Here is a 19,761-nt window from a genome sequence, read left to right as displayed (position 1 = left end):
AGCGATCTGATGCCCGCGAATATGAGAGCTCTGCGACAACCTGCGCGCCGCCGAAGCCGGCACGGCGTTGCCGGCCGAAAGGCGAGCAGATCAAGCACCCGAAACGCGTGCGGGCATTTGCACAGAGTTAACGTCCCTAGTCCGTTGAACCAATGAAATTCCACTGATCTGATAGTGCGTGGGCAAAATGAATCTGAATGAAATCGAGCGCGAAGAACTCATGTCGACGCAGCGCAGCCGCACGACGGCCGTTGGCTAGATGAGGCGTGCGCGGTTGATCTTGCTGCTCGACGAAGGGGTCTCGCGTGCGGCGATCATGGCCGAATTGCGATGCGATTCGCGTTTCATCACAATGTGGCAAACACGTTTCGCCAGTGAGCGTGAGCGGTTGGCCGCCCTGTACGGCAGACATCCACGCCCGGCGCCGCGGGTTGACCGGACGGGCCTTGAAGCGAGAGTGCTCGACTACACGCTGCGATGCAATCCGGCCGACGGCTCGACGCACTGGAGCAGCCGCAAACTGGCGGCACAGTTGGGCATGGCCTTCATGACGGTGCAACGTATCTGGCGCAAGCACGATATTCGACCACATCGTCTCGATACCCACATGGTGTCCAACGATCCGGACCTTGAGATCAAGGCCGCCGATGTGATCGGGCTGTACCTTAATCGGCCGTTGCGTGCGGTGGTGTTCTGCGTGGACGAGAAGACAGCCATCTAGGCGCTGGATCGCAAAGACCGGATGTTGCCGCTCTCGGCCGGACGCGCCGAGAGCCATGGCTACAAACGCAACGGCACCCTGATCCTGTTCGCTGCATTGAATGTCGCCACCGGTGAAGTGCTGGGTAAAACCGCGCCACGCCATCCCAGCGCCCAGTTTGTTGCGTTCCTCACCGAAGTCGTGTCGGCATTGCCACGTGGAAAGGAGATTCACGTGATCTACGACAACGTGAGCAGCCACAAAACCGACGCCGTTCAAACATTTCTGGCTGACCATCCGAAAGTCTCGATACATTACACCCCCTCTTATTCGTCATGGCTGAATCAGGTCGAGAACTGGTCTTCCCGTAACGAGACCTCGTTACGCCTGGCGTATTACCAGCACCAAGGATCTTGATAAAGCTCATGCGTTACCTCCGTCAATACAATAAGCAGGCGTTCCCATTGAAATGAAAGTATTCCGATCCATCGCGGCGAATTTGCTGCGATTCATCCGGTTCAACGCACTAGTGAGGCCGCCCGACTTGCGCTTGGCTGAAGGGTACGTTTATGCCTCTGCGAGGAGCCATGCAATGATCGCGCCAGCAGCGCAGAAAACCCTCGGGATGGGAATTCCGTGTTCTTTCAGTGAGTAACGAGAGTTCGCTATAGAGTGGAACCGAACACTAAATGTCGCCAATGCAACAAATCAGACAGTGATCGGTCCATGCATGCGCCTCCGTAACTGCTCCTTGATCTGCCAAGAACCCCTTGATGTCGAGATCGAGCACCCAAGCGTAACGCCAGCATCGCTGCCGTGCAGCCGAAAGTGATTGATGCGCCGACCGGCCAAGACGATATTCATAAGGATCCTCATGAAACACCGGCTCCGCAATGGGTTCCAGATATCGGTGTTTCGCGCAACGTAGTTGTCGCGTCGCTTCACGCGCACTGCTTTAATTCGGCTCGGAGCGTGCGCTCCGGATTGAGCCAGACCTCGTCCTTCAACTGCCAATTACGAGTCGAGCCAGACCAACGCTGCGGATTGGTTGCATGGGCCCACGCATACACGGCTTCGCGTTGTGCCAACACAGCGGTGGCGACGCCGCTATGACGCTGCGCCGGCGTGACGAATTTCAGCCCGCTGTGCTTGTGGTCATGGTTGTACCAACGCACGAACTGCTGCGTCCATGCGCGCGCCGCATCGAGACTCCCGAACGCTTTGCGCGGGTAGTCGAGCCGGTACTTGCATGTGCGGAACAGCGCCTCGGCGTACGGGTTGTCGTTGCTCACGCGCAGTCGGCTGAACGAAGCCACCACACCCAGGTTCTCCAGCGTGGCGAGCATCGTCGCGCCCTTCATCGCGCCGCCATTGTCCGAATGCAGCACCAGCGGACGTCCCGCTAAACCCTCGACCAAACTCGCACGCCGCATGAGCAACGCGGCAAGCTCGGCCGATTCCGCTTCCTGCACTTCGTGGCCCACGATCTTGCGGTACACGTCCAGCACAATGTACCAGTAGTAATACTTGCCCTTGATCGCCGCGGGCAACCAGGTAATGTCCCAAGACGAGAGCTGATTCGGCGCCGTCGCACAATGGCGGGCGACGACATGCCGATGTGGTTGGCGCGCACGGCCACGGCGGTGCTGCTGCGAGGCGCTACGCAGCACACGGGAAAAGCTCGATTCCGAAGCGAGGTACATGCCGCAGTCTGCGAGGCTCGGTACGATCTGACTGGGCGGCAAGCTCGCGAACTCGGCGCTATTGGCCAACTCCAGAATCTGCTGCCGTTCAACCTCGCTCAGCTTGTTACGCGGGTGCGGCCGATTGGCCGTGCTACGGCCAATCGGCGCGTGCGGTTTCGCCGTCGCCAACCCAATGCTGGAACGTGCGCGCGCTCAGACCCAGCTCTGAGCATGCCTTGTGCAGGCGGCAACCAGAGCCAACCGCCTCGCGAATCAACGATATGCATAATAGGCGGCCCGTGACGTTGATCAGTCATCCTCTTGTTCACCCAGATCGCCTGGGCTTTTTTTCGCAGTACAAGCAGCGCCGCCGCTTCGGCTAGTGCCTTCTCCTTGCGATGCAACTCCTTCTCGAGTTGCTTGATGCCTTGCTTGTCTTCTTTGGACTGCTGACGTTGCTCGCGCGCCTGCTCGACGGTATTCGCTTTGGCTGCGACAGACGACGCCCGCCACGCAGCGATTTGCTCTGGATACAGGCCCTTGCGCCGGCAATACTCGGCCAGCTCCGCTGCATTGATCGGAGCAGCCTCCAACACCACGGCAAAATTGTCTTCCGAAGACCATCCTTCGGGATTTTTTCCGTCGACCGGCACAGCCAGTCCTTTTCCTTTCGCCTCGCGGCGCCACACGTATAACGTCTGTTCGGTGATCCCCGTTTCTCGCACTAGCGCCGACACCAGCACATTTTCCGGCGGCATCATGCGACGCACCGGGGCTTCTTTTCGTTCTTCTGAGTAAGCTTTCATTCATGCCGATTCTACCGCCCCCGGACCTCGTCTAAGAATCAAACGACACGACAACTAGTCTGACGCCGGGGGATACCGTTCGACGATCGTCTGCGCGATCTCTCCGACACCGTCGGGTCGGTCATCGCGAACTGCGCACGCGCTCAACAATTATTTGGTAGGGCAAAATCTGTCACCCATTTCGCCCACTGTAAAACGCATTTCTCAGTGTATCCACGTTATAGATGCAAGGCATCAACACAATCAATTTTACAAATCACTTTTTGTGTTGCACAGTGAAACCAGTCGTTGCGGAAATGGAAATTCGAAGTTGATTGGTCGAATACTTCATATTTTATAAACCTTAGCAGTACGACAGATTTAGACATGACTTCCATGATGCCCACACTTTCGGATGTGTCTCTCGAGACGCCACCTAAGCTTACCGAAACCGTGCCCGTCGCGGCCGTCCGGATGGGACGATCGACCGTGGAGCGGTCTACTGGCTCGATAATCAAACGAAACGGGCCAGAGTGAAGGTCCTCGATTGCGTATCCGAGGCGCGCGAGGAGTGCCACGATGGCGCCGGATGTCGCGACGGCTACTTGACGTTTGACGACGGTCCTAGTCCACTGTGCACACCGGATGTCCTCGATGGGCTGGCAGAACACCGGGTGCCAGCAACGTTCTGCGTCATCTGCGCGTACGTAGAGGACCAGCTGAAGCTGATCCAGCGAGTGATCGACGAGGGACACGAGATTGCCAATCACACGATGATTCATCCAGATTTGTCCAGATGCGTACCTGATGAAGTACGACGCCAAATATTGGACGAGAACAGGATCATCAGGATGGCGTGTCCCCAGGCCGCAGTTCGGCATACGCGTGCCCCTTACGGAATATGTGGACGGACGAAGTGGTCGCTGAAGTGGCAAAGGCGGGGCTGGCGGCTCTTGACTGGTCGGTAGACACGCGTGAATGGTCTCGCCCCGGCGTCGATGCGATTGTCAGCGCAGTGCTGGCCGCTGTCCGGCCTGGCGCAATTGTGCTCTTGCACGACGGATGTTCTCCTGGCGAGTCAGGACAGTGCTGTCATGCTGGGCTGCGCAACCAAACCCTCATGGCGCTTTCGCGCCTGATTCCAGCACTGCATGACTGCGGATTTGTAATCAGCTCGCTACCCAACCACCCTGAACAAACCGACATCTATGAATGCCATTGCCACAATCAGCACTGCCCCGGTTTTGTTGTATGCACTACTCTCGACTGTTTACAAAAGCGTACAGGCCCTCCATGGCCTACCGACGAGTGGTCCGCCGAATTCGCCCAATGTCGCCGCCCCCAACTTTCTGCCGGACGTGGACGTCATCGTGCCGTGCTTTAACGAGCAACCGCGCACGCTCTCGGCGTGCCTGAAGTCCATTGCAAACCAGGACTACGCCGGAAAACTGCGCGTCTATGTGGTCGATGATGGTTCTGCGAATCTCGACGCCGTGAGGTCGGTATACGATGCCCACGCGCGCGACCCGAGATTCAACTTCATTACGCTTCCCCAAAATATGGGAAAGCGCAAGGCACAGATCGCTGCGATACGCTCTTCATCCGGGGAACTGGTACTCAACGTCGACTCGGACACGACGCTGGCGCCCGATGTCGTCAAGAAGCTCGTATTGACAATGCGAGACGCGACGATAGGCGCCGCCATGGGGCAGTTGACGGCCAGCAACCGCAGCGACACCTGGTTGACCCGTCTGATCGATATGGAGTACTGGTTGGCTTGCAACGAAGAACGCGCCGCACAGGCTCGCTTCGGCGCTGTTATGTGTTGCTGTGGTCCGTGTGCCATGTACCGCCGGTCTGCGCTCCTTTTGCTGCTAGATCAGTACGAGACGCAACTGTTTCGCGGGAAACCGAGCGACTTCGGCGAGGACCGCCATCTCACGATTCTCATGCTGACGGCAGGTTATCGGACCGAGTACGTTCCGGACGCCATTGCGGCGACAGTCGTTCCGGACAGACTGGGGGCGTATCTGCGCCAACAACTGCGCTGGGCGCGCAGTACGTATCGGGACACGTTGCTTTCGCTGCGCCTGTTGCCCTGTCTCGATCGCTACCTTACGCTGGACGTGATCGGACTGAATCTGGGCTCGCTATTTCTCGCCTTATCGCTTCTAGGGGGGCTCGCGCAGCTCGCATTGACAGCGACAGTGCCGTGGTGGACTGCCCTGATAATCGCATCATTGGCCATGATCCGCTGTAGCGTGGCATCGGTTCGCGCTCGCCAGATTCGATTTCTTGGCTTTACTCTTCACACACCCATCAACCTCTTTCTCTTGCTCCCCCTGAAAGTCTATGCGCTGTGTACATTGAGCAATAGCGATTGGCTGTCCCGTGGCTCTGCAGGCAACGTATCGAACGTCCGCGAAAAACAGGTCGATACTCCGAATCCGGTTACAAAGCCGAACGCGACTTCAGCGTCAAGAGCTGCGACTCCGCACCGTCGGCAGGATCACGCGTGTGAGTCTTCAACATTAGCGACGTCTGACGAAGCATTCGATGACAATTAGTTAATCCTACATATAGATCTCGAGTATTGCGCCAAACCAGCACCGCCCACCATCGGCAGTGGTCCGCTTGAGTGCGATCGTCTCACGCAAAGGCTAAATTGTCGTCTTCCCAACGCCAGTGCATTCGCCGAAATCCTGGCACTCCATTGTCAGTAACTCTCCCGCTTGGCAGGCAAGGATCTTCTATCGACCAAGACGTTTTCAATCGGGCCGCGGCAGCAGAACGGCTTCTTTTTCTCTAAGACGAGTGCGTAATTTTCCTTCTTATCTCCATGTCCAAAGCAGCAATCAGCTTCGCCGGCGTAAGGAAGTCATATGGCGACAAGATCGTAGTCGACGGATTATCGTTCAGCGTCGCGCCTGGAGAGTGCTTCGGTCTGCTAGGGCCAAATGGCGCGGGCAAAAGCACGACGATGCGTATGGTTCTCGGCATGGCGCCGCCCGACGCAGGCAAGATCATCGTGCTCGGGGAGCCAGTGCCGGCGCGCGCTCGCTCGGCACGTATGCGCATTGGCGTGGTGCCGCAATTCGACAACCTCGAGCCCGGGTTCACCGTGCGCGAGAACCTTCTGGTGTTTGGGCGCTACTTCGGCATGAGCACACGTGAAATTGAAGCGGTCGTGCCGTCGCTGCTCGAATTCGCCCGCCTCGAAAGCAAGGGCGATGCGCGCGTCACCGAACTATCCGGCGGCATGAAGCGGCGGCTGATGTTGGCACGCGCGCTGATCAACGATCCACAGTTGTTGGTCATGGACGAGCCTACAACCGGTCTCGACCCGCATGCGCGCCACATGATCTGGGAACGGTTGCGTTCCCTGTTGGCGCGCGGCAAGACTATCCTCTTGACCACCCATTTCATGGAAGAGGCCGAGCGGTTGTGCGACCGACTGTGTGTGCTGGACGAGGGGCGAAAGATCGCCGAAGGCGGGCCTCGCGCGCTGATCGTAGAACAGATCGGGAGCCACGTGGTCGAGATCCACGGCGGCAATCCGCATGAGCTGCGCACGTTGATCGCGCCGCATGCGCAGCGTCTCGAGGTCAGTGGTGGGACCCTCTTCTGCTATGCGTCCGATCCGGAACGGGTGTGCGTACAGTTGCGCGGGCGCGCGGCGCTGCGCCTTTTACAGCGTCCAGCAAATCTCGAGGATGTCTTTTTGCAATTAACCGGGCGCGGGATAAAGGAGTGAACGATGAGAGAGCTTTATGCAGCGGCCCTGCCCGCGAACGTGTGGAACTGGGTTGCAGTGTGGCGTCACAACTATCTGGCATGGAAAAGAGTCGCTTTTGCCTCGGTTCTCGGTAACCTTGCCGATCCTATGATTTATCTGTTCGGCCTCGGCTTTGGTTTCGGGATAATGGTAGGTCGCGTCGATGGCGCATCTTATATCGCGTTTCTCGCGGCGGGTATGGTCGCGACGAGCGCGATGACCTCCGCGACCTTCGAAACGATTTACGCAGCTTTCTCTCGCATGCATGTTCAGCGCATGTGGGAAGCGATCCTGTGTACACGGCTCACGCTCGGCGATATCATTCTCGGTGAACTGGCATGGGCCGCCACTAGGGCCTTTTTTGCCGGCATCGCCGTCATGGCGGTAGCCACCGTGCTGGGTTATGCAGCGTGGTCATCGATTCTCTACGCATCGCCTGCCATCGCTCTGACTGGCCTCGCCTTCGCGAGTCTGGCGATGATCCTCGCGGCGCTTGCACCCAGTCACGATTACTTCGTGTTCTATCAAACGCTCGTTCTCACGCCCATGGTGCTCCTGAGCGGCGTGATCTTCCCGATCAGTAAGCTACCTGCCGTTTTTTGCGACGTAGCGCGCTTCTTGCCGCTGGCACATTCCGTCGACCTTATCCGTCCCCCGATGCTCGGACGCCCGGTGGACTGTATTGCCCTGCATATTGGCGCTCTCTGCATTTGCACGGTATTGCCGTTTTTCCTGTCGGTGGCGCTGTTACGTCGACGCCTCATGTCTTAATGCCAGCTATGGCCAGTACGAGTGAGTAGGAACAACAACATGTCGTACCAACGCGAACGCTTCGTGCATCCACGCGCGCACCTCATGCGCCGACGGTATCCCGCAGCCCGATATTGCACTGGAAACGAGTCGCGATGTGAGCAACCAGCAGCGCCAGCGCGCTGCTGGTTGCGTACGACCTGTAGTGATGCTCGGCGAGCCGCACCTCGTGGTAGCCGAACGTTCGGGCGGCCGGCGCATTACGAACGGTTTGCGTCAGCGCATCGCGCGCGTCGCCGTCGGGGTTCTCGCCATTGAGGAAAAGTCCGTAGCGTTGTGCGGAATCCGACATGCCAGGCCCTCTCGTGGAAAGACCACGTCAAAGACAAGTAGCGGTACGTAAAGTCATGACGACGTCAGCCATGCCTCAGGCAGAAGCGCGACGCTGCGACCACGCCCCGCGGCTGGGCAGGCCGAGCCCGCAACACGCCCGCGATGAAGCTCGTCACGCTCGACGAACGCAAAGCGGACCACGGCGCGCGGTGACGCGCGCACAACCGCCGCAGCGCGACCAGCGAGTCCGGGTCGATCAGATCCAATGGACACAGCACCCGGTAGGCGCCTGACAGCAAAGCCTCGAAGCCTTCGGCACGGCTATCGTCGTCGATGGTCCCCGTGTGATGAACGAACTCGCCTCCGGCCGCCTCCACCAACGCACGCAGCACGGCGTTGATGCTTGGCCGCCCGCTCACATAAACCCATCGACGCCCGCTCAATGCGCGCGTCAATGCGCGGTCGTCGAGCAGCGCCTGTTCAACCGCGAACAACTCGTGCTGCAGGCTCGCGACATGTGCCCGCGCGCGCTCCAGCGACAGACTCGCACTGCTGTCGGGAAGGCATGTGCCGCGGTTCTGATTCATGACGGGCTGCGCTTCGGATCGCACCGTTACGGCAACGGCAGGCGGCATGGGTCTCATGGAGAGCGCCTCGTGGCATGGCCCGCAAACCGTTCGCCCGCTGCCGGGGTGAGAAACCAGCGACGCACCGTGTCGTTCGTGTAGCGCGTCCGGCTGGCGTGACGCGCGTGCGGCGCCAGCCGATGCTCGGACAGCGGCTTCGCCCAGTCCCAGAAGTCGGCGCGCAGCGCGGGCGGGAAACCGACGTCGTCGAACGCGTGCCAAAGTTGAACCAGCCAGGGTTCGCGGCCCTCTTCGTCAAGCAGCAACGGCGGCCTCGAGCCCGCCTGCAGATGCGCATGCCGCTCGCCGTAATACAGCAGCCCGCCGCAGGACTCGACCACGAAGTCGGCCACCCGTGACGCGACACAATCGAAGCGGTGACCGACGCGTGCAAACAGCAGCATAAGCCTGAGCCGCTGCAAGTGGCACAGCGCCAGATCGCTCAACCACGCTTCGTCGCAGATCGCGAGTAGCCGCTGCGGCGGGTGCGGCGGGTGCGGCAGCGCGGGCACGCAGGCGGGCGGCAATGCCCGGGCGCGCAGCCCTTGCTGCTGCGACTCCGCAACGGGCCATTGCAGCGTCAGGTAGCAGGCCCTGGTGCAGGGTGTATAGCGAGGGCGGGGCGCCAGAGACGCAGCAGGTTGGAACGAATCCATAGGTGTGTAAGGTTTGTGGTGCGATTTCTCGGTTGGATGCCTGAATAGATAACGATGAGCATGCTTGCGCAAGTCCCGCGCCTTCACTGTGGATCGACCGAAGAAGCCCGGCAAAGCGGACCGGCGACGCACCTGCTCGACGGGGGCGCGGGCCAGGCATTTTTGCCTACTCCGCTCCAAAGCAAAGCGCTTGGTCCGAACAGACGCCACAACTCGGCGTCTTGCAGATGACTAGGCCCTCGCGCTCGCACAGTTGCTTGTAGAAGAACTTCTTCCACTTCATGTCATGCGTATTCTTCGCGGCCAGCCGCGGAAACCAGTGGCTGATCAATGCGGACAACTCGCGCCGCGACGGCAGAAGCAGGTCTTGCCACAGGTGGTTTTGCCCGAGACTCGCGCAGGCCAATGCATGGGCCACGCAGTTCGCCTCGTCTGCCGGGCCGGCGCGCGGATCGGCATGGTGATTGAGCAACGCCACCAGGCCTTCCAGTTCGTCGTCACGCGGCATCGTGGCGGGCGACAAGACGCACGTAAGACCGAGCGCCGGCCCGGCACCCGGGAACCAGCGCGCGAGCATTCGGCGCGTCTGGTCGGCGTCCAGTCCGGGCATCGGCAGAACATCGACGCCGTGGTGCTCGAACCCGCTCGACAGCACGCCGGCCAGTGCCAGCACGGTGGGATCGCCCGCCTCCACCGCGCACGCCATCAGGGTTGCATAGGCGTCCATCGCGGCATCGCTCAGAGAACGGTCGCCGCGTGCGTGTAGCACTTTTTCGGGCAGATCTTCGCGCACGCGGTGCAGCCGACGCACAGTTCCCGATGCATGATAGTCATCACCTTCTTCTCGTACTCGTACTCGTCGTCGTCTTCGTCTTCGTCGTCGCCGTCCAGTGCGATGTGCGCGCCGTCCTCGTTAAGCCCGACGAGTTGCAGCACGCCACGCGGACAGACACGGAAACAACGTCCGCAACCAATGCATTTTTCTTCGTCGAGCCTGTTGACGAAGGTCGGCGTCCAGGTGGCGCCGCTCGGCAGCGTAACGCTGAAGGTTTCGCTCATGATTTGGCTCCGTGGCTTCGCTGGTTCAGGCAGCTGCCGCAGCGGCAGCCTTGCGGGCTGCCATCAGTGCGGCGTGGGCGTCATGGCAGCGCTGGGCGACAGCGAGAATATTCTCCCAGTTGGTCGGGAGTTCCTCTGAGAGGTCGTGCAGGTCCAACTTCGCCCGGGTCGCTTGCGCGTTGAGTTTCTTCAGGTGCGCCTTGAGTTCATCGGCATCGGTGCTCATCGTCTCGGTCCCCTCACGATTCCTTCAGGCACCGTACTGTGCGACGGCGGGGTACATCCGGATTACCTCGACCGCTTCGTCGAAAAGCTTTGCGCCCGCCTCGGCGAGCTTCTCCAGCGAAGCGAAGCCGAACCGGTGTACGTCGCGCAACTGCTTGTTGACGACAACGAGCCGCCCCGCGAGCAACACCATGCGGCCGAAGCCCTCGTGGCTCATCTTCATCATCAGCGAAACCATTTGGCCGGTCTCACGCTCGATCGCCACCGCAATCGCGCTATAGAAAAGCTCGAGCCGCCACAGCGTTTCGGGGTCGGGGTCGCCCATGATCGGAATCGCGCGGCGTTCCTCCGGCGTGTGGATGTACGGCTTGAGCAGTTGCAGGTCGGTCTTTCCGTCCCACGCGCCGTGGGTGTCCTGCGCGCGCAACTGTTTGACGAGCTGCTGCACGAACGGTGCGACCAGCAGCATTTCGTCGCTGGCCTTGGACGGAATTGCGGATGATTCAGTCATGGGATATCTCATCGTCTTCAAAGTCGTATACACGTTCGCCATCCTTCGCCATCGCCTTGCGCAGCCACGGCGGCGGCGTGCCCTTCAGCACCTGTTGCAACTTGCCGAGAGTCTCCTCGATGGACTCGGGCCGCGGCACCTTGATCGGGTGAATCTTCAGCGCAACCACTCGCGCCGCGGCCGAGCCGCCGATTGCGGCGACGTACAGGATCGCGCAATCCTTGACGGCTTCGAGCTTGGGCACGAGCTTGTCCTCGTCGCCGTCCTCTTCGAGCTTGCCACCAAAGTCGAACGCCTCGACGAACTGGTAGCCGTCCGGTGTGACGTTGTAGGTGACGATGCTCCTCGCCCAGCCAAAATGCGCATCGACGAACTGCCTGTCCTGGGTGGCGAACGCGATCTTCATGCTGTGTGCTCCTTTAGGTGGGTCAAGCACCGGTCGCGACGACAGGAATGTTCGCTTCCCGCGCCGGATCGCGCGCGGCCAGATCGATAGCGGCCTGCGGAAGCGGCCAGTCGCCCGGATCGTGATGCGGAAGCTGCTCGATCATCAGGTTGGCGATCTCAAAGATCAGGTTCATCGTGCCGCGGTAGCCGACGTAGCGTCGATGTGCGTTTCCAACTCGGTCGAAGACCGGAAAACCGATCCGGAAGAGCGGCTTTTGCAGGTGCTCGGCCATCTGCCTGCCGTGCGAATGGGTGATCAGCAGGTCGCAGTCCGCCGCGGCGCGCTCCATGTCTTCGAGATCGCCGATCACGACCTGATCAGCGGGCAGCAACGCGTGCGCGGGCGATCGCGTCGTGCTGATGCAGCAGCGCAACTGCGCGCCCATCTCGTGCAGCATGCTGCCGACCGCGAACAGCAGATCGGGCTCTGCGCCGATCGCGACCTTGATGCCTCCAGTGTAGAAATGGCCGTCTAGCATCGCATCGAGCAATTGGCTGCGCTGACGCCGGTATTTCGCGGGAACAGGTCGTCCGGAGCGCTGCGCGAGCAATTGCAGCAGACGATCGTTGGGTTCCAGTCCGGTGAGCCGCCCGAACACTTCGAACGGTGTGCCGGCGATAGCATGCAATGCCTCCGCGCCGTCGCGCGTCTGCTCGCCCACGCCGATCGTAAATGCCGATGCACCCGCGGCCCGGATCTCCGCGAGCGTGGTACCGCCCAGTGTGGTGCCGCGCCAGTCCGGCGCGATATGGCCGTCGAGCGAGCCGGAAATGTCGGGCAGCACAATGACATCGAAGCCGAACGCTTCAATGATCTCGCGCAGTTCGTCGATGTCGCCAGGCGACAGATGGCTGCCGGGCAGCAGCGTCACCTGATTGGCCACCGTTGGCAACGCCTTGACCAGCGCGTTGACGATGCCGGTAATCGCATGCCGGTAGCCGTCTTCGAATGCGCCGACATAGTCGGGGGTCGACACATAGACGATCTCAGTGTCGTTGAGTTCGGGCTTGCGCTTGCGCACGGTAACGAGATAGCCGGCCACGTCGTCGCCCTCGGTCTCGGTGAGACCTGTTGAACAGATCGCGATGACCTTCGGCGCAGCGCGCTTGCGGATGTTGAGCAGCGCGGCCTCGATGTTCTCGTAGCCACCGAGCACCGCGGTGACTTCGTCCATGGCTGTCGTCTGCAGCGGGATCGCCTCCCTGAAGTGGCGCACCAGCAGCACGAGGCCGAACGACGTGCAGCCCTGCGAGCCGTGCATCACGGGCATGCAGGCATCGAGCCCAAGGAACGCGAGGCTCGCGCCCAGCGGCTGGCTCATCTTGAGCGGATTGACCGCACAGGCTTTCATAGATTCGACGACATCGGCCATGGCATGTTCTCGAGTTCGGGGGCGTCAGGTCGGTATACCGGTTTCGAGGCTCATCGCCCCCACACCGGGGCGCTCGACGGCGGGCGCGCGGCTTGCGCTTGGACCACGCCGAGCGCTCCCCCGTGCGCGGCGCTCGACAGCGGGCGCGCGGCTTGCGCTTGGACCACACCGAGCGCTCCCCCGTCGTCGCCCCACGGAGCAGGGATCCGCACCTGTTGCCACACCGGGTTGTAGATCGCGCGGTCGATCTCATGTACCAGCTCGACGATTCCCTCGTAGCCGCCATAAGGGTGGTGGCGTTCCTGATTGATGTCGAGCCACGGTATGCGGGCCTTCAGTGCGACGAACTGTGAGCGGCCACCCGACAGCATGATGTCGGCCCGCGCGTCCCTGAGCATCGCGTACATCTCGCGCGGGGTCATGCCGTCGATCATGTGGGCGTCGTCGCCCATGATCTCCTTGATCTTGTCCTTGTCTTCCTTGGTGCTCTTCTTGACGCTGGTGCCGACGATTTCGAGTCCTGCTTCCTGCAGCGCGGAAACCACCGACCAAGACTTCACGCCACCTGTGATGAGCAACACCCGCTTGCCGGTAAGGCGCGCTTTGTACTGCGCGATGCGCTCCCACGCGCGCGCTTCCTCGACGGCGATCAGGCGCTCGGTCCGCTCGAGCAGATCGTCCGGCGCGCCCTGCTGCACGAGCAGGTTGGCGATATGGCGCAGCGTGTCGCTCATGTCGCCGATCCCGTAGAACGAGCCCTCGAAGTAAGGGATGCCGTAGCGCCGCTGCATCTTTGTCGCGATGTTGATCATCGACTTCGAGCAGACCATCATGTTGACCTTGGCGCGATGCGAACTTGCGATCTCGTTGTAGCGCCCGTCGCCGGAGATGCACGAGAGGATACGGATGCCCAGCGCGTCGAGCAGCGGCTTGGTCTGCCAGAGTTCGCCCGACAGGTTGTATTCGCCAATGACGTTGATGTCATACGGCGTCGTGAACTCGGGCTCGCGCGTGCCGATCACATAGTTGAGGATCGCCTCGCCGCCAAGCTTGTTGCCCAGATTCTTCGTCCCGGCGAAACCGGGGGAAATGACCGGAATCACCGGCTTGCCAAATTGTTCGGTGGCGCGCTTGCAGACTGCCTCGATGTCGTCGCCGATCAGCGCAGTGACGCAGGTCTGGTAGACGAACACTGCGGGCGGATCGTATTTCTCGATGATTTCGCGCACGCTCCTGAACAGGCGCTTCTCGCCGCCGTACACCACGTCGAGTTCGTTGATATCGGTGGTGAAGCCGGTGCGATAGAGTTGCGAACCGGACGAAGCGGCGTGCCGGTTGTCCCACGAGTTACCTTCACAAGCAATCGGCCCGTGCACGAGGTGTGCGACGTCCACCACTGGCTGCAAAGCGATCTTCGCGCCGTCGAATGCGCACCCGCCTGCGGCCGAACCCGGCGAAAGCTGCTTCGTGCAGCCCTTTTTGCGTTCCTTCTCGCTCTTGCCTTGATTCTTGTCGCAACCCGGCTCGTCGAAAACTTCGGCGATTTGGGCATTGAGCGAAGCAGACATGACGTGCTCCTGATGGATGGACGTTTCTCTAGTGGCAAGTTCCATACCACCGGGAAACGCCTTGAAAACGTGCCAATTGGCGCTGAAGCAGTCGCTCGCGCGCATCGTCATGGCGAGTTTGAACGGTTTGCGACAGACGGTTCGCGACACAGAAAACGACAACACACGTTCACTGCCTGCCTTGCCGTTCCGTATTGAGCAGGACCCGTGCGATCGCATTCGCGCGCGCCTCCAGCAACGCATCCGGCCTCAAGGGTTCGCGAACCGCCAGGTAAGCAGTCAGCGCGCGGCGCATCCGTGGAGCTTTCGCGTAGTCCGTCTACCATGACCGGGATACGCCGCAAAGTCGCAGAGACAGACTTCCAGCAAGCGCTCGAAGCGCTCAGGCCTGATCTCGGCCGGTACGCGTTCGAGCAATGCACCGAGCGCGCCTGCGCGCATATCCCGAACGCTCTTCCAGTGTGTATGCGCCATTCGCGCCGCCTGCCCCGCTGGGCGGCTCAGTCGTCGTCGACCAGCGCGAGCAGTTCGCGCGGCGTTACCTCGTCATTGATCTCCGCGAGGCTCAACGGGTCGGACGCCGCCACCTCGCGCTCAAAGTCGTCGTAGGCGAACCACGCACGCAGCGGCACTGAGTCAGACTGCTCGACTACATAAATCATGCCCCGCTCCCTCGCTGAGGTTCGTCACGCAGGCTAGCTGTAGCGGCTCGATAACATAAATCTCCAAGGCCCGATAACAGCGCCTTTTCGGGATTACATTGGCTGAGAATATCGGCGCGTCCAGGTCCACATTAAGTGAGAACGGGGTCACGTTAACTGAGAACGGCTCGATAACATCGGCCAGGATCCACAGTCAGTGAGAATGCTCGACGGGCACGCCGGTAGCCAGCAGATGAAATGGTGAGTCAGGGGCGGCATATGGGCCGCCGGCCCTTTCCGATCATTCTTCCGGACCGGACCCCTCGCTCCCTGCAACGCTCAGAAGCACTGGTCACCCACGATTCGTACTTGCGGTTTTTCCCGTGCGGGTGCGCCGCCAAGGAGCGCCTGACTCAGGTATCCGCTGCGCACCAGCATGTCCTGCAACGCGTTTTCAGCATCCTCCATGCTCACTTCGCCCTGTGCCTTACGCGCAATACTTTGCTGGGCCAACCGGCGCACCAGTTCCTTGATGAATGCAGCGCTGACGCCTTCAGTCCGCTCCACTGCAAACGCTGCGACGTCTGCCGGGATGCTCATCCTCGAACCGTAGAGCCGGAGCAGGCGCGCCCGGCAATCCGCATCAGGTGCCGGTATTTCAATGGCCTGATCAACCCGGCCTGGACGGGCCGCGAGCGCCTCCTCGATTTCCTCCGGCCGGTTGGTGGTAAGCACGAACAGGATCTCGGCGTCCTGGTGAAGTCCGTCCATTTCGTTGAGCAAGCGGTTGAGCAGACTCTCTTCCTTCGGGCCGCGCATCTCGGTGCGATGTCTCCCGATCAGATCGACGTCCTCGATGACCACCATGCTTGGCTGTAGCAACCGGGCCAGCAGCATATAGTTGTCGAGTTGCCCCACTTGATTGGCGCTGATCAGAAGGGTGGTATGCGCTGGCAGATTGCTGGCGAGGTACTTGATCGTATGGGTTTTGCCCGTTCCGGGCGGCCCGTACAGCAGGACACCCTTTTGCAACGACTGGCGTAATGTCTTTAATCCTTCTCTGGTGCGTGCGAATTCAAAAATATTGCGATCCAGCAGCTCCATGGTTTGCGGTGACAGGATGACGTCCTGACGCTCCACGGCAGGCAGACGGTGCACGACGATGCTGCGGGGCTGGCCTGAATAATCCTCGGTTACCTCGAGGGAAAGAACCTTGCCCCGGTACAGACGGGACTCGCGAATTGCCTGCTCCAGCCCCGCATGCACCTCGCTGCCGAAGGCCAGCCCGCGCGCGTTGGGCAGACTGACAATCTCCACGCTCGCGATAGACGTGTTCATTCCTTCCATGTGCTGCTCGAACAGCACAGCGGCTCTCAGCTCGCCATCGGTGATCAGCCACAAGCCGTTGTCGAGTACCGCGACCGGTGTTTCTTCTCCGACATCGACATCCCGGTATTTCACAGGAGCAAGGGACACCGTGGTAGACATCGGGCCGGTACTCTGCACAAACAGCGAGGAAATTGTCAACGGAAACCGCTCATGAACCTGATTGAGGCCGAGAAGGCGCGGAGCGAACGGCGTCAGCAGGCGGGAGAGCGTCTGTTGAAGCTCGGGGCGCGTGTGATGGGGAAACTGCCGCTGCGAGGAGGTGAGCTCTTCCGGGGACCGATCATCAAAATGCGCAGCTAGCGCTTCCCATGCAAATTGCTGCCTTACCGGGTCAAGGTTCTTGTGATCAATATCGGTGAACTGGTTCATGAACGGACTCTTTGATATTAGATGGCGGCGCCAAGTACCGATGCGAACGCGCAACAACGAGTCGCTACAGCTAGCTACATACAGCGCAACAATTTCGTTTTCAGCGGTGCCCCGCTACTCGACGCCCTCCGCCGCAATCTTCGCCCACACCGCACGAGCTAACCGCGGCGCGATGCCCGCCGGGCTCGCGTCGAACTGCCGCCGAGCCGCCGACATCGCACCCTGTGCAATCGCAATCTCCTCGTGCGTCAATGGCAACCGGCCGGCCACATGCGCGGGCCCCCGGGCAGCACGTGGGCGATCATCTGCGGGTTCCGGTGTTCGGGCAGCGGGACGAGGTGGTCGGCCTCGCCCACACCGGCCAGTCAACCCTAGTCGTTGATGACCTCGACGTTATGGCCGTCCTGCGTCATCTTGACCAGAGCTGCATCTGCCGCGCCCGATGCATCCGCTGTGTCTGCCATAGCCGCGCTCTCCTCGTCAGCGAATGATGTCGTAGCTGTAGTCGGTCTTCGCCACGTCGATCGTGTTGGCGTCGAGCGCTTCGAAGAACTCGTCCAGCAGCGTGACCAGCACCCGCAACCCACCTTCATAGCCCCAGGTCGGGAAGCGATGGTAATGGTGGCGATCGAAGATCGGGAACACCATGCGTATCAGCGGCGTTTTGGTATCGCGCTCGAGATATTTGCCGTAGGTGTTGCCGATCAGGAAATCCACCGGCTCGGTAAATAACAGTGAGCGCATATGCCACAGATCGCGTTTCGGATACACCTTGCAGCCGGCGCCGTAGGGCGACGCGTCGAACAGCGCCTGCACCTTCGCAGCCCAGGTTTCGTTTCCGTTGGTCGCCAGCACGTGAGCCGGCTCGGCGCCGAGTTCCAGCAGGAACTGCGTGTAGCCCAGCATCTGGTCCGGGTCGCCGTAGAGTGCAAAGCGCTTGCCGTGCAGGTGAGCCTGGCTGTCGGCCATCGCATCGACGAGCTGGCCTCGCTCCTTCTCCAGTTGCGCCGGAATCGGCTTGCCGGTCACGCGCGAGATTTCCATCAGGAACTGATCGGTGCCCGCGACGCCAACCGGCGAGTTCAGCACTACCACTTCCTGTCCATGCTCGCCAATGAACTTGCTGGTCTTCTCGCAGCAGTATTCCTGGAACACGAAGGTCGCCTTCGCGTTCAACGCGCGCTCGACTTCCTCCTTGGTCGTGCCGCCTTCGTACATCCGGAACTCGCCGTCGGTCGGCGTATTCCACGTTTCGGACGGGTCGCAGATGATGTTCACCGTCACGCCGAACAGATCGAAGATGCGGCGAATTTCCTTCATGTTGCCGACCACGTAGCCGTCGAAGCCGCCGATGAAGTTGACGCTGTCGTCGGGCACGCGCTCCAGCGGCGTCGCTGTGCCGGCCTTGCCGTCCCAGAAGTGCTTGAGGATGCCGAGGAGCGCGTTGTCGTAGCCGGTCACGTGGCTGCCGACGAAGGCCGGCGTGTGCGCGAACGGCACGTCATAGTCTTCCGGCACGCTGCCCTTCTGCTTGCTGTTCTTGATGAGCGCGTCGAGGTCATCGCCGATCACTTCCGCCATGCAGGTCGTGGAGACCGCGATCATGTCGGGCTTGTACAGGTTGTACGCATTTGCGAGGCCGTCGATCATGTTGTTCATGCCGCCGAACACCGCCGCGTCTTCGGTCATCGACGAGCTGACGCACGAGGTTGGCTCCTTGAAGTGACGCGAGAAGTGCGAGCGGTAAAACGCTACACAGCCCTGCGAGCCATGCACAAAACTGAGCGTCTTGTGAAAGCCGATGGCCACGTACACTGCGCCGAGCGGCTGGCAGGCCTTGGCCGGGTTGATGGTGAGCGAGTCGCGTGCAAAGTTCTTTTGCCGGTAGTCTTCGCTCTTGGTCCACTCGACGATCTGCTTGACCTGCTCGTCTGAATGGTTGAACTCGAAATTTTCCTTTTTCGCCTGGAAAATTTTCTGGTACTCGGGCTCACGGAACAGGAGTTCCTGATCGAGAATCTGGTCTGCGGATTGGGGCACGGGATGCTCCTGATATTCAATTCAAAGGCCTGCCGGCCGGCGATCAGTGCGGTGGCCGGCGCTTAGGGGGTTGTCTTCCAGGGTGCCTTGGCGAGCCCCCATACCCGCCTGGAAATAGCCATGTCCATGTCGCGCGCGAAAATGGCGTAGCCGTCGTAACCGTGATACGGGCCGGAATAGTCCCAGCTGTGCATCTGGCGAAACGGCACGCCCATCTTCTGGAATACGTACTTTTCCTTGATGCCGGAACCGACCAGATCGGGCTGGACCTGTTCGACGAACCTCTCGAACTCGTAGCCGGTCACGTCGTCGTAAATCAGTGTGCCGTCCTTCACGTAGTGCGTGGTGCGCTGATAGTCGTCGTTGTGGCCGAATTCGTAGCCGGTGCCGACCACGTTCATGCCGAGGTCTTCGTAGGCGCCGATCACGTGGCATGGAAGCAGGCCGCCAACGAACAGCATCACGGTCTTGTCCTGCAGGCGCGCGCTGAAACGCGACACGGCCCTGTGAGCCATGCACAAAACTGAGCGTCTTGTGAAAGCCGTTGGCCACGTACACTGCGCCGAGCGGCTGGCAGGCCGTGGCCGGGTTGATGGTGGGCGAGTCGCGTGCAAAGTTCTTTTGCCGGTAGTCTTCGCTCTTGGTCCACTCGACGATCTGCTTGACCTGCTCGTCTGAATGGTTGAACTCGAAATTTTCCTTTTTCGCCCGGAAAATTTTCTGGTACTCGGGCTCACGGAACAGGAGTTCCTGATCGAGAATCTGGTCTGCGGATTGGGGCACGGGATGCTCCTGATTCAATTCAATGGCCTGCCGTCCGGCGATCAGT

Annotated in this window: 19 protein-coding genes and 3 pseudogenes; 6 read left to right on the top strand and 16 right to left on the bottom strand. The window is 60.6% G+C overall.

Translation table 11 applies throughout. From position 1 onward, the window contains the following. The first annotated feature begins 274 nt into the window (after nucleotides 1-274). Both OKW43_RS31610 and OKW43_RS31605 read left to right on the top strand, forming a co-directional pair. Entirely contained in the window at nucleotides 275-721 is a 447-nt protein-coding gene (locus tag OKW43_RS31610) for a hypothetical protein (RefSeq protein WP_429451995.1), read from the top strand. Nucleotides 722-742: 21 nt separating this feature from the next. Beyond that, nucleotides 743-1,117, top strand: a complete 375-nt coding sequence (locus OKW43_RS31605; RefSeq protein WP_429451993.1) for an IS630 family transposase — start codon at nucleotides 743-745, stop codon at nucleotides 1,115-1,117. A gap of 524 nt (nucleotides 1,118-1,641) precedes the next feature. Here the strand turns inward: OKW43_RS31605 and OKW43_RS31600 are convergent. After that, nucleotides 1,642-3,191, bottom strand: a pseudogene (locus OKW43_RS31600) (IS3 family transposase). 512 nt (nucleotides 3,192-3,703) lie between these two features. Here OKW43_RS31600 and OKW43_RS31595 point away from each other — a divergent pair. The 4 genes from OKW43_RS31595 to OKW43_RS31580 all read left to right on the top strand — a co-directional run bounded on the left by OKW43_RS31595 (nucleotide 3,704) and on the right by OKW43_RS31580 (nucleotide 7,716). After that, nucleotides 3,704-4,138, top strand: a complete 435-nt coding sequence (locus tag OKW43_RS31595; protein WP_429451991.1) for a polysaccharide deacetylase family protein — start codon at nucleotides 3,704-3,706, stop codon at nucleotides 4,136-4,138. A gap of 240 nt (nucleotides 4,139-4,378) precedes the next feature. Continuing rightward, entirely contained in the window at nucleotides 4,379-5,737 is a 1,359-nt protein-coding gene (nodC, locus tag OKW43_RS31590) for a chitooligosaccharide synthase NodC (RefSeq protein ID WP_429451989.1), read from the top strand. Between the two features lie 272 nt (nucleotides 5,738-6,009). After that, nucleotides 6,010-6,924, top strand: a complete 915-nt coding sequence (nodI, locus tag OKW43_RS31585; RefSeq protein ID WP_429451987.1) for a nodulation factor ABC transporter ATP-binding protein NodI — start codon at nucleotides 6,010-6,012, stop codon at nucleotides 6,922-6,924. A 3-nt stretch (nucleotides 6,925-6,927) separates the two neighbouring features. Then, the gene (locus OKW43_RS31580; protein ID WP_429451985.1) at nucleotides 6,928-7,716 is read left to right on the top strand and encodes an ABC transporter permease; all 789 of its coding nucleotides are present in this window, start codon (nucleotides 6,928-6,930) and stop codon (nucleotides 7,714-7,716) included. Between the two features lie 82 nt (nucleotides 7,717-7,798). On the opposite strand, the gene OKW43_RS31575 is transcribed toward OKW43_RS31580, so the two are convergent. From OKW43_RS31575 to OKW43_RS31505, 15 genes and pseudogenes are all read right to left on the bottom strand, one after another. Beyond that, a complete protein-coding gene (locus OKW43_RS31575; RefSeq protein WP_429451983.1) occupies nucleotides 7,799-8,047 on the bottom strand; it encodes a hypothetical protein in 249 nt (82 codons plus the stop codon). A gap of 64 nt (nucleotides 8,048-8,111) precedes the next feature. After that, complete coding sequence (locus OKW43_RS31570) at nucleotides 8,112-8,615, bottom strand: hypothetical protein (RefSeq protein WP_429451981.1); 504 nt, start codon at nucleotides 8,613-8,615, stop codon at nucleotides 8,112-8,114. Nucleotides 8,616-8,668: 53 nt separating this feature from the next. Beyond that, nucleotides 8,669-9,310: a hypothetical protein gene (locus OKW43_RS31565; protein WP_429451979.1), complete on the bottom strand. Its 642-nt coding sequence runs from the start codon at nucleotides 9,308-9,310 to the stop codon at nucleotides 8,669-8,671. Between the two features lie 166 nt (nucleotides 9,311-9,476). Continuing rightward, a complete protein-coding gene (locus OKW43_RS31560) occupies nucleotides 9,477-10,037 on the bottom strand; it encodes a nitrogen fixation protein NifQ (RefSeq protein ID WP_429452532.1) in 561 nt (186 codons plus the stop codon). An 11-nt stretch (nucleotides 10,038-10,048) separates the two neighbouring features. Further along, on the bottom strand, nucleotides 10,049-10,369 hold the full coding sequence (gene fdxB, locus OKW43_RS31555; RefSeq protein ID WP_429451977.1) for a ferredoxin III, nif-specific: 321 nt from the start codon (nucleotides 10,367-10,369) through the stop codon (nucleotides 10,049-10,051). A 25-nt stretch (nucleotides 10,370-10,394) separates the two neighbouring features. Then, nucleotides 10,395-10,595, bottom strand: a complete 201-nt coding sequence (locus OKW43_RS31550) for a CCE_0567 family metalloprotein (protein WP_105512102.1) — start codon at nucleotides 10,593-10,595, stop codon at nucleotides 10,395-10,397. A gap of 24 nt (nucleotides 10,596-10,619) precedes the next feature. Then, nucleotides 10,620-11,105, bottom strand: a complete 486-nt coding sequence (locus OKW43_RS31545) for a NifX-associated nitrogen fixation protein (RefSeq protein ID WP_429451974.1) — start codon at nucleotides 11,103-11,105, stop codon at nucleotides 10,620-10,622. Next, nucleotides 11,098-11,511, bottom strand: coding sequence for a nitrogen fixation protein NifX (nifX, locus tag OKW43_RS31540; RefSeq protein WP_429451972.1), 414 nt, complete (start codon nucleotides 11,509-11,511; stop codon nucleotides 11,098-11,100). Before nifX ends, OKW43_RS31545 begins: the two co-directional genes overlap by 8 nt. Before the next feature lie 22 nt (nucleotides 11,512-11,533). Continuing rightward, nucleotides 11,534-12,925: a nitrogenase iron-molybdenum cofactor biosynthesis protein NifN gene (nifN, locus tag OKW43_RS31535; protein ID WP_429451970.1), complete on the bottom strand. Its 1,392-nt coding sequence runs from the start codon at nucleotides 12,923-12,925 to the stop codon at nucleotides 11,534-11,536. A gap of 50 nt (nucleotides 12,926-12,975) precedes the next feature. Continuing rightward, nucleotides 12,976-14,493, bottom strand: a complete 1,518-nt coding sequence (gene nifE, locus OKW43_RS31530) for a nitrogenase iron-molybdenum cofactor biosynthesis protein NifE (protein WP_429451968.1) — start codon at nucleotides 14,491-14,493, stop codon at nucleotides 12,976-12,978. Nucleotides 14,494-14,993: 500 nt separating this feature from the next. Next, nucleotides 14,994-15,155: a hypothetical protein gene (locus tag OKW43_RS31525; RefSeq protein WP_018423161.1), complete on the bottom strand. Its 162-nt coding sequence runs from the start codon at nucleotides 15,153-15,155 to the stop codon at nucleotides 14,994-14,996. 318 nt (nucleotides 15,156-15,473) lie between these two features. Continuing rightward, nucleotides 15,474-16,892 (bottom strand): AAA family ATPase, encoded by a 1,419-nt coding sequence (locus OKW43_RS31520; protein ID WP_429451966.1) that lies wholly within the window; start codon nucleotides 16,890-16,892, stop codon nucleotides 15,474-15,476. 480 nt (nucleotides 16,893-17,372) lie between these two features. Next, complete coding sequence (nifK, locus tag OKW43_RS31515; protein WP_429451964.1) at nucleotides 17,373-18,932, bottom strand: nitrogenase molybdenum-iron protein subunit beta; 1,560 nt, start codon at nucleotides 18,930-18,932, stop codon at nucleotides 17,373-17,375. A 62-nt stretch (nucleotides 18,933-18,994) separates the two neighbouring features. Next, nucleotides 18,995-19,432 (bottom strand): annotated as a pseudogene (locus OKW43_RS31510) (nitrogenase component 1); the annotation flags it as partial. Further along, nucleotides 19,413-19,715, bottom strand: a pseudogene (locus OKW43_RS31505) (DUF3364 domain-containing protein); the annotation flags it as partial. The pseudogenes OKW43_RS31505 and OKW43_RS31510, both read right to left, overlap by 20 nt. Nucleotides 19,716-19,761: the final 46 nt, after the last annotated feature.

The sequence above is a fragment of the Paraburkholderia sp. WC7.3g genome, assembly GCF_050436345.1.
Taxonomy (GTDB): domain Bacteria; phylum Pseudomonadota; class Gammaproteobacteria; order Burkholderiales; family Burkholderiaceae; genus Paraburkholderia; species Paraburkholderia podalyriae.
This window is presented reverse-complemented; position numbering and strand designations above follow the sequence as displayed.